Source organism: Rhizobium sp. LEGMi-198b (genome assembly GCF_054114205.1).
Map to the genome: position 1 here is coordinate 246,649 of NZ_JBSYVH010000009.1, position 9,219 is coordinate 255,867.

10 protein-coding genes and 1 tRNA gene are annotated in these 9,219 nt (G+C 58.6%); 6 read left to right on the forward strand and 5 right to left on the reverse strand.

The genetic code is table 11. The annotated features are described in order from the left end of the window. Positions 1 to 84: 84 nt before the first annotated feature. Positions 85 to 471, reverse strand: coding sequence for a MerR family transcriptional regulator (locus ACXHXG_RS28800; protein ID WP_104823169.1), 387 nt, complete (start codon positions 469 to 471; stop codon positions 85 to 87). A 122-nt stretch (positions 472 to 593) separates the two neighbouring features. Continuing rightward, positions 594 to 2,012 carry a magnesium transporter gene (mgtE, locus tag ACXHXG_RS28805; protein WP_104823170.1) on the reverse strand — a complete coding sequence of 473 codons (1,419 nt, stop codon included), beginning with the start codon at positions 2,010 to 2,012 and terminating at the stop codon, positions 594 to 596. A gap of 196 nt (positions 2,013 to 2,208) precedes the next feature. Here mgtE and ACXHXG_RS28810 point away from each other — a divergent pair, with 196 nt between their 5' ends. Continuing rightward, complete coding sequence (locus ACXHXG_RS28810; RefSeq protein ID WP_457901497.1) at positions 2,209 to 2,703, forward strand: peptide deformylase; 495 nt, start codon at positions 2,209 to 2,211, stop codon at positions 2,701 to 2,703. 84 nt (positions 2,704 to 2,787) lie between these two features. On the opposite strand, the gene ACXHXG_RS28815 is transcribed toward ACXHXG_RS28810, so the two are convergent. Then, a complete protein-coding gene (locus tag ACXHXG_RS28815) occupies positions 2,788 to 3,303 on the reverse strand; it encodes a hypothetical protein (RefSeq protein ID WP_104823172.1) in 516 nt (171 codons plus the stop codon). A gap of 187 nt (positions 3,304 to 3,490) precedes the next feature. Here ACXHXG_RS28815 and ACXHXG_RS28820 point away from each other — a divergent pair, with 187 nt between their 5' ends. Next, entirely contained in the window at positions 3,491 to 3,640 is a 150-nt protein-coding gene (locus ACXHXG_RS28820; RefSeq protein ID WP_158704454.1) for a hypothetical protein, read from the forward strand. Positions 3,641 to 4,204: 564 nt separating this feature from the next. Here the strand turns inward: ACXHXG_RS28820 and ACXHXG_RS28825 are convergent. Next, positions 4,205 to 4,289, reverse strand: a tRNA-Leu gene (locus ACXHXG_RS28825). A 243-nt stretch (positions 4,290 to 4,532) separates the two neighbouring features. Between ACXHXG_RS28825 and lipB the strand changes: the two genes are divergently transcribed. Continuing rightward, positions 4,533 to 5,249, forward strand: a complete 717-nt coding sequence (lipB, locus tag ACXHXG_RS28830; RefSeq protein WP_457901498.1) for a lipoyl(octanoyl) transferase LipB — start codon at positions 4,533 to 4,535, stop codon at positions 5,247 to 5,249. Between the two features lie 6 nt (positions 5,250 to 5,255). Here the strand turns inward: lipB and ACXHXG_RS28835 are convergent, their stop codons facing one another. After that, on the reverse strand, positions 5,256 to 5,678 hold the full coding sequence (locus ACXHXG_RS28835; RefSeq protein WP_457901499.1) for a helix-turn-helix domain-containing protein: 423 nt from the start codon (positions 5,676 to 5,678) through the stop codon (positions 5,256 to 5,258). Positions 5,679 to 5,896: 218 nt separating this feature from the next. On the opposite strand from ACXHXG_RS28835, the gene ACXHXG_RS28840 reads away from it, so the two are divergent. The 3 genes from ACXHXG_RS28840 to ACXHXG_RS28850 form a co-directional block, all read left to right on the forward strand. Continuing rightward, positions 5,897 to 6,832, forward strand: a complete 936-nt coding sequence (locus tag ACXHXG_RS28840; protein WP_457901500.1) for a DMT family transporter — start codon at positions 5,897 to 5,899, stop codon at positions 6,830 to 6,832. A gap of 80 nt (positions 6,833 to 6,912) precedes the next feature. Further along, complete coding sequence (locus ACXHXG_RS28845; RefSeq protein WP_457901501.1) at positions 6,913 to 8,922, forward strand: acetyl-CoA carboxylase biotin carboxylase subunit; 2,010 nt, start codon at positions 6,913 to 6,915, stop codon at positions 8,920 to 8,922. A 101-nt stretch (positions 8,923 to 9,023) separates the two neighbouring features. Then, positions 9,024 to 9,219 (forward strand): alcohol dehydrogenase catalytic domain-containing protein (locus ACXHXG_RS28850; protein WP_457901502.1); only part of this gene is annotated, 196 nt, incomplete at its 3' end.

Consider the following 9,219-nt stretch of genomic DNA (forward strand, 5'->3'; position numbering starts at 1 on the left):
CTCTGTGAATGCTTGGCTTTTCTACAAAGCATTCTCGTTAGAATTGCGGCGACTACGATGCGTCTTATACTTTGACGGTGGTAGTCACGTCCCCACGCCGATTTCGGCCAGGCGGCCGAGACAGGCTTCTTCGACATTGTCGAGTTCGGTCAGAGTGTCCTCAATATCCTTGCGCTTCTGGCGCAGTTCCTCGCGCTTTTCGTCGACGCGCTTCATCAGGAGCTTCAACTGGCCGATCTCGCCTGGCGGCTCCTTATAGACCTGAATGATCTCGCGGATTTCGGCGATGGTGAAGCCGATGCGGCGGCCGCGCAGGATTTCCTGGATCAGGCGGCGGTCGGCTGGCCGGAAAAGGCGCGTGCGGCCTCTGCGCTCGGGATGGATAAGACCTTCATCCTCGTAGAAACGCAATGTCCGAGTGGAAACGCCGAATTCCCGCGTGAGCTCCGTTATGCTATAAAACCTGTCCAACAATAGTCCGCCTCTCTGGTGCAGAGCCTATAATATTGACTTTTACGTAATAGTCAATTTCAGCAAGGCCCCGATGGACTTTCGATCGTCAAAGATGTGTTGAATTCAAAGGCCTAGCGGCCTTAGTGAATGGAAAACCACCAGGTCGCCAGACCCAGGAACGCAAAATATCCCGTGCAATCCGTGACCGTAGTGACAAATGCCGACGAGGCGATGGCCGGGTCGGCGCCGAATCGATGCAGCACCAGCGGCAGCAGGATACCACCAAGGGCCGCCGCGACGAGATTGATGATCATCGCAGCGGCGATGACGATGCCGAGCTGGAAATCATGGAACCAGAGGGTGGCGATCGCGCCCATGATGATGGCAAAGAGAATGCCATTGAGAAAGCCGACACCCGCCTCTCTGCGGATGACGCGGAAGGCATTGTAGATATCGAGGTCGCCGGTTGCGAGTGCGCGCACGGTGACCGTCATCGTCTGCGTACCGGCATTGCCGCCCATCGAAGCGACGATCGGCATCAGCACGGCAAGCGCAACCATTTTCTCAATCGCACCGTCAAAGATATTGATAATGCTGGACGCCAGTATCGCCGTGATCAGATTGACTGCCAGCCAGACAAAGCGTGAGCGCACCGTGGAGGTGATATTGTCGGACAGCTCTTCGTCGCCGACGCCGCCGAGGCGCTTGATGTCCTCGTCCGCCTCTTCATGGATGACGTCGACCACGTCGTCGATGGTCAATACGCCGACGAGGCGGTCGTTTTCATCGACGACGGCGGCGGACAGAAGGTCGTATTGTTCGAAGACCTGCGCCGCCTCTTCCTGGTCCATGACGGCCGGAATCGGATGCGAGGTCTCGCGCATGATGCTCTCGACCTTCGTCTGTCGCTTGGTACGCAGAATGCGGTCGAGATCGACGCTGCCGAGCAGCTTGAAGGTTGGGTCGATGACGAAGATCTGGGTGAAGGCTTCCGGCAATTCCTCCTCTTCGCGCATGTAGTCGATCGTCTGGCCGACCGTCCAGAACGGCGGCACGGCAATGAATTCCGTCTGCATGCGGCGGCCGGCTGACTGCTCCGGATATTCAAGGGCGCGCCGCAGTCGTACCCGCTCGGTGAACGGCAGTTGCGACAGGATCTCGTCGCGGTCTTCCTGGTCGAGGTCTTCGAGAATGTAGACGGCATCGTCCGAATCGAGTTCGCCGATCGCGGCGGCGATCTGGTCGTTCGGCAGTTGGTCGACGATCTCCATGCGGATCGCTTCGTCCACCTGCGTCAGCGCCGTCATGTCGAAGTCGTCGCCGAGCAATTGCACCAGCGTCAGACGTTGGTCGGGATGCAGCGATTCCAGCAGGTCGCCGAGCTCGGATTCGTGCAGCCGGGCGACGTTCTGTTGCAGGAATGGAATATCACGCCGCTCGATCGCGTCGTTGACCTCAACGAGGAAATCGGAGCGGACGACGCCGTCCTCGTCGTAGATGTCGGGATTGGTCTTCTCGGAGGCCTTGCGAACGCGTTCGTCTTCGTCGGTCGTCGTCATTTGCCGCCTCCCATTCCGTTCTGCCTATGAAAATCTAGGATTCCGTCATGGAGAATGACGGCAAAAAGCTGATTGTCAACAATTGGATAGGAGGGGAAGCTGACATTTTGTGTCGTGTCTGTAAGACGGTGGCGCTGGCGACGTCTTACCCCTATCCTTAGGCTGCGAACATGTCGTTCCGTTAACAGAGAGAGCCGTGCCAGTCCGTCCCATCATCCGCTTCCCCGACCCATTATTGAAAACAGCCTGCGCTCCCGTCGCCGCCTTTGACGACGACTTGCGTAGGCTCGCCAACGATCTCCTGGACACCATGCACGCTGCTCCCGGCGTCGGAATCACCGCCGCTCATATCGGCGTGCTTCAGCGCATAACCGTAATCGAACTCAGCCGCGAGGATGGTGTGCACACCTATGTCAATCCGGAGATCACCTGGTTTTCCGATGAGACGATGCGGCATATGGAGGGCAGTGTCTCCATGCCCGGTTTCACGGACGAGATCGCCAGGCCGAAAGCAATCCGCTTTCGCTACCAGGATCTGGACGGTCGGGCGCACGAAACTGAAGCCGAAGGCTTTCTTGCTATCTGCATCCAGCACGAAGTCGACCAGCTCGACGGTCTGTTCTGGCTGCAGCGCCTCTCGAAATTGAAGCGCGACCGGCTGGTGAAGAAATGGGAAAAAGCGAAGGCGTGATCGGTCCTGCGTGTCTAAATGTCCGCACATAAAAATGCGGGCGCCTCGAAGACGCCCGCCTGTTTGTCTGCATGAAGCGGCGGATCAGCCCTTCAGCTTGGTGTTGCAGAGGCTGTAGTAGCCGCCGCCCTTCTGGATCCACTTCAGGCCGTTAAGGGTATTCTTGGTCTTGTTGTCGTTATAGGCGTCGACGCAGGTGTGGAAGCGGCCCTTGCCGGGCGTTTCGCTCGAATATTTGGGATCGACGGCCTTCGGGAAGGTCACGCCGGCCGGCGCTGCGGTCGTAGCCTTCGGCGGCTCCTTGGCCGGCGGCTTGGTGGCATCAGGCTCATCGGCAGCCGCCGTCGTCTTGGCGGTGGCAGTGGTCTTTGCCGGCGCGGTGGTTGCCGGTGCAGTGGTGGTAGCGCTTGCGTCGGCAGCGCACTGCGAAGCACGGAAATCATTCCACGTCTGGCCGTTCAGGGTACCGGCAGCCTTGGCCGCCTGATACTTGGTGCTGCACTCTTTCATGGTTAGCGCAGAAGCCGGCGATGAGAGGGCCATCGAGCCCACAACTGCAAGAGACGCAAAAGACATCAACAGGATGGCACGACTGGTCATTGGCAAATCCTCCGCTCTATGACGAATGTCGAAACTATTAATCATCCCCGCCCCTTCGGTTGTCAATTGACGCACGAGTCGCGGGCAAGCAACGACACCATATGGGGGAGAACATGAACGGTAACTGTACGGAAACAGCTATCAGAGAGAGTACCTTCGCCTGAGACGCAACTTTTAAAGGAATGTGGTGACGGCGATCGCCAGAAGGAAAAAACCGCCGAAGCGGGTTTCTGGTGTGGTCGAGAAGAAAACGGGTATTGGTGCCGAGCTGCCCGTTAACCTCGTCCGTCAACCATTATCGCAGGTTCAGATTGCCGGCGCATTAATAGATCAGTAACCATCTTTTCGATTGCAAGCTTAGAGATGGAATACGAATGCCCCCTATTGAAATTCCTTTCGAATACAAAATTGAAACAAAAGAAGTGCGACTCGGTCGATGGGTCTATGTCATTCATTTGAACGAGGACAGAAGCCGGCCCAGCAGAAAATTTCGAACGCAGGAAGCTGCTCTCGACGACGCTTACGAGATGCTCTCCTACATGCTCTGATCCGTTATCGCGTCCGTGCCAGTCGAGTGAGATGCAAATATTTTGCTGATTGCGGAGCGGAACGTACTCCGCAAGACCGACGCGGTGCGATTCCTTGGAAGGCCACAGACCTCATCTTAACGGCCGGACCTACTGCCGAATCGAAGGCACCCCACGCTTGGTTGCCAGCACGATATCACGGCAATCCTGGGCCATTTCGGAAGCGAAGACGAGCGAGGTTTATGTTCGTCGAATGGAACGCTGGAAGCTTGCCCTTGGAGCGATGGAAAAGGTCAATTGTGTCCCAGGCTCGGTTATGACGTCGGACACTTAGAAAAGAAAAAGCCCGCAAATGCGGGCTCTTCTAAATCAAATGGTGCGGTCGAGAAGACTCGAACTTCCACGGGTTGCCCCACAGCGACCTCAACGCTGCGCGTCTACCAATTCCGCCACGACCGCATCGTGGTAGGGCCGGATTGCTCCGGCGCGGCTGCATGTAGCAAAAGCATTCGGGGGGCACAAGAGCGATATGTCAGTTTTTTTAACATTCGCCCACAGCTCCCTTAAACGCGCCTTTGGATTCACGGCATCCGTCTCGTAGATGTTTGAATTCCTGGCCAAATGCCTCCATATGTTGATAACCTATCGGCGCGCCAAATTTCCAAGGGAGCTGTCTGCCGAACAGGCGCAAAGGACTGGCTGATGCTACGCACCGATCTCCAACATCAAATGTTTCCCCCTGCCGGCTCTCCGCCCGTGCGTTGGCGTATCGCCGATGGTCTCGTGCCCTATGATGAAGCAGTGGCGGTCATGGAGGCGGAGGTGGCGGCGATTGCCGAGGGTCAAGCGCAGGAGCTTGTCTGGCTGGTCGAGCATCCGCCTTTATATACAGCAGGCACCAGCGCCAATGCGGCCGATCTCATCGAGCCCGATCGTTTTCCCGTCTTCGCCACCGGGCGAGGCGGCGAATATACCTATCATGGCCCCGGCCAGCGCGTTGCCTATGTCATGCTGGATCTGAAGCGCCGGCGTCAGGATATCCGCGCCTTCGTCGCCGCATTGGAAGAAGTCATCATCCGCACCCTCGATTCGATGAATGTTCGCGGCGAGCGGCGTGAAGATCGCGTCGGCGTCTGGGTGCGCCGTCCGGAGAAACCGCTGCTGCCGGATGGGACCATGGCTGAAGACAAGATCGCTGCTCTCGGCATTCGCGTGCGCAGATGGGTGACGTTTCACGGCCTGTCGCTGAACGTCGATCCTGATCTCGGCCATTTCACCGGTATCGTGCCCTGTGGAATTTCCGCCTATGGGGTCACCAGCCTCGTCGACCTCGGCCTGCCGGTGATGATGGCGGATGTGGATATCCGCCTGCGGGAAGCTTTTGAGCAGGTATTCGGCGAAACCGCCAACGAACCCTGATGAGGCTTAGTGCGCGACGTCCTTGCTGACATTGCGCAGCCGGATTTGATGGTCGAGCCTTTCGATCTGGCGCGTTGTCGTCTCGATCAGCCGGCCGATTTCCTGATGGGCGGAGCGCAGGCGCGAAAGTTCGATCTTGACGGCTTCCAGTGCCCGTTCGTCGCTGTCCTCACCCGGTCCATCGCCGGAGCCGGTCATCAGCCAAGTCGGCGACACGGCGAACATGGCCGCCAATTTGGCCAGAACGGATGGTTCTGGTTCCGAACGGTCCGATTCCCAGGCGATTATAGTCTCCTGTCGCATGCCCAATTGGCTTGCCAGCGATTCAAGGCTGATGCCGGCGGCGTCGCGGGCCATGGAAAGGCGTCCGCCCAGGGTATCGTCGCCTTCATCCGAAAAAACGGTCGTCTCTTGTTCCGTCTTCAACATCGGTGCGATCCTTGTTGGTTGCGCCGGTGAATTTCTGAGCGGCGCGCTTATTTTTTAGCGGATTTTCCAAGCAGACATAGGTCTAGGGGCGTCATGTCACCACCGCGATCTGTCTGAATTGGCAAAGTCCGCGATTTTTGCGCCAAATGGTGTGATGAATTGGCAACGGCGTTGATGCCCGTCTTGATCGGACGGGATTCCTGTGTTTGATCTCCCGCATGTCCCAAATCTCAGTCGTCCCCGCCCATCAGAATCCGCTGCAAGGCATGGCTATCATGGCCAGCGCCATGATCATCCTGCCGGTGATGGATGCGATCGCCAAATATATGGCGACCTTCGAGGCAATGTCGCCGGGACAGGTGACATTCTACCGCTTCTTCTTTCAACTCGTCTGTACTCTGCCGCTGCTCTTTGCCGCCCTTGGATGGGCAGCGCTTTCGGCCAAGCGCCCCTGGGTGAACCTCTTGCGCGGCGCGCTGCACGGCGCGGCAAGCCTGCTGTTTTTCGTGGCAGTCAAATACATGCCGCTTGCCGATGTCTTCGCGATCTATTTCGTCGAACCCTTCATGCTGGCAGCCCTTTCGGCGCTGTTTCTTGGCGACAAGGTCGGCTGGCGGCGCTGGCTTGCCATCGCCGTCGGCTTCGGCGGCGCGATGATCGTCATTCAGCCAAGTTTCGAAATTTTCGGCTGGAAAGCGCTGCTGCCGGTCGCCTGCGCCTTTCTCTTTGCGCTTTATCTCTTCATGAACCGTGCCGTCGGCGAGGCGGATTCGCCACTGACCATGCAGACGATGGCCGGCATCGGCGGCACGATCTTCATGGCCGGTGCGCTTTCGATAGGGGCATCGGCTGGCGTTGCCGATTTCGTACCGTCCCTGCCCGCTTCCTGGCTCGGTCTCGTGTTGCTGCTGATTCTCGGCTCGATCTCCGGCTATGCGCATATGCTCGTCGTGCGCGCCTTCCGGCTCGCGCCTCTGTCGCTGCTGGCGCCTTTTCAATATTTCGAGATCATTTCGGCTACCATTCTCGGCTATGCGCTGTTCGGGGACTTTCCAAATGTTTCCAAATGGATCGGCATCCTGATCATCGTCGGATCGGGTCTTTTCATCATCTGGCGCGAGCGCGTTCAGTCGCGTTCGACGAAATCGGCTTGAGTACGCTCATCTTCCGCATGGACCGCTGGCGCAATTTATGACTAAAACGCTGATAGGGCTATGCATTGGGCGGAGTTTTGATGTTCAAGAAAATCCTGATCGCCAACCGGGGCGAGATCGCTTGTCGTGTGATCAAGACTGCGCGGCGGATGGGGATCTCGACCGTCGCGGTCTATTCCGACGCCGATCGTGACGCCCTGCATGTCGAAATGGCCGATGAGGCCGTGCATATCGGTGCAGCCCCTGCCGCCGAGAGTTATCTCGTAGCCGAAAAGATCATCGCCGCCTGCAAGGAGACCGGCGCCGAAGCGGTGCACCCGGGTTATGGCTTTCTCTCCGAGCGCGCCTCTTTTTGTGAGGCGTTGGAGAAGGAAGGCATCATCTTCATCGGTCCGAAGCCGAAGGCGATCAGGGCGATGGGCGACAAGATCGAATCGAAGAAATTCGCCAATGACGCCAAGGTTTCCACCGTGCCCGGCTATCTCGGCGTCATCGACGATGCCGACCATGCCGAAACAATTGCCGCCGAAATCGGCTATCCCGTCATGATCAAGGCTTCGGCGGGCGGCGGCGGCAAGGGCATGCGCATCGCCTGGAGTAGTGAGGAAGTGCGCGACGGTTTCGAGCGTGCGCGCTCCGAGGCGAAAAGCTCCTTCGGCGACGATCGCGTCTTCATCGAGAAATTCGTCGTCGATCCGCGGCATATCGAAATCCAGGTGCTGGCGGATGCCCACGGCAATGTCGTCTATCTCGGCGAGCGTGAATGCTCGATCCAGCGCCGGAATCAGAAGGTCGCCGAAGAAGCGCCCTCGCCTTTCCTTGACGAGGTGACACGCAAAGCCATGGGCGAACAGTCCGTCGCGCTTGCCAAGGCGGTCGACTATCAGAGCGCCGGGACGGTCGAATTCATCGTCGACCGCGACCGCAATTTCTATTTCCTAGAGATGAATACCCGCCTGCAGGTCGAACATCCCGTTACGGAACTTGTTACCGGCATCGATCTTGTCGAACAGATGATCCGCGTCGCCGCCGGCGAAGAGCTGCCCTTTGCCCAGGATGATATCAAGCTGAACGGCTGGGCGATCGAAAGCCGCCTCTATGCCGAAGATCCCTATCGAAACTTCCTGCCGTCGATCGGCCGGCTGACGCGCTATCGTCCGCCGCATGAAGGTAAGAGCGGCAATGTCGTGATCCGCAACGACACCGGCGTCTTCGAAGGCGCTGAGATCTCCATGTATTATGACCCGATGATCGCCAAGCTCTGCACCTGGGCGCCGACGCGGCTTGAAGCGGTTGAGGCCATGGGTGAAGCGCTGGACGGTTTTGTTGTCGACGGCATCGAACATAATGTGCCGTTCCTGTCGGCACTGATGAAGCATCCGCGCTGGCGCGAAGGCCGGCTTTCCACGGGCTTCATCGCGGAGGAATATCCGGACGGTTTTGCGCCGATGACGCCGGACAAAAGCGAATCTGCGGTGCTTGCCGCCGTCGCACTCTCCTGCGGCCTTGTCGATGCCAACCGCCGCGAACGCTATGCCGACCGGTTGCGGCCGGCGACGGGGCCGTTGCGTGAGGAGTGGGTGGTCAAGCTCGGCGCGGACTATGTTCCAGTGACGCTGCAGGACGGGCTCGTCACCATCCCATTCGAGATGGACATGCAGATCAACGGCGGGATTTTGGCGGTCGCGACCGATTGGCGCCCGGGCGACGCCGTCTGGGCCGGAACGGTCAGTGGGCGGAAGGTGACGGCCCAAATCCGTCCTTTCCTCAACGGGCTGCGCATCGACTGGCAGGGCCTTTCGGTCCGCGCCAGGATATTTACGCCGCGCCAGGCGGAACTTGACAAGCTGATGCCGGTCAAACTGCCGCCGGATACGTCAAAGTTGTTGCTCTGCCCCATGCCAGGCCTCGTCGTCGCTATCGCCGTTGCGCAAGGCCAGGAGGTCAAGGCGGGCGAAACGCTGGCGATCGTCGAGGCGATGAAGATGGAGAACGTCCTGCGCGCCGAGCGCGACCTGATCGTCGGCAAGATCAATGCGAAGCCGGGCGAAAGTCTTGCCGTCGACGCGGTGATCATGGAATTCGCCTAATCCGTATTCGCTACGAAACGCTCGATTTTTCGCTTGAGCCATCCGGCGCGGCCATGCCAATGTCGCGCTAACCAAATCATTAATTTAGAAGGGATGAAACGATGGACGTACGCGCCGCCGTAGCCGTTGCCGCCGGTAAACCGCTGGAAGTCATGACCGTTCAGCTCGAAGGCCCGAAGGCCGGCGAGGTGTTGATCGAGGTCAAGGCGACCGGCATCTGCCATACCGACGATTTCACCCTGTCGGGCGCCGATCCGGAGGGCCTGTTTCCGGCGATCCTCGGCCATGAGGGCGCCG

Coding starts and splice junctions, on each gene's coding strand:
- mgtE (WP_104823170.1), bottom strand. CDS start 2,012: ATGACGACGACCGACGAAGACGAACGCGTTCGCAAGGCCTCCGAGAAG.
- ACXHXG_RS28815 (WP_104823172.1), bottom strand. CDS start 3,303: ATGACCAGTCGTGCCATCCTGTTGATGTCTTTTGCGTCTCTTGCAGTT.
- lipB (WP_457901498.1), top strand. CDS start 4,533: ATGCTACGCACCGATCTCCAACATCAAATGTTTCCCCCTGCCGGCTCT.
- ACXHXG_RS28835 (WP_457901499.1), bottom strand. CDS start 5,678: ATGTTGAAGACGGAACAAGAGACGACCGTTTTTTCGGATGAAGGCGAC.
- ACXHXG_RS28840 (WP_457901500.1), top strand. CDS start 5,897: ATGTCCCAAATCTCAGTCGTCCCCGCCCATCAGAATCCGCTGCAAGGC.
- ACXHXG_RS28845 (WP_457901501.1), top strand. CDS start 6,913: ATGTTCAAGAAAATCCTGATCGCCAACCGGGGCGAGATCGCTTGTCGT.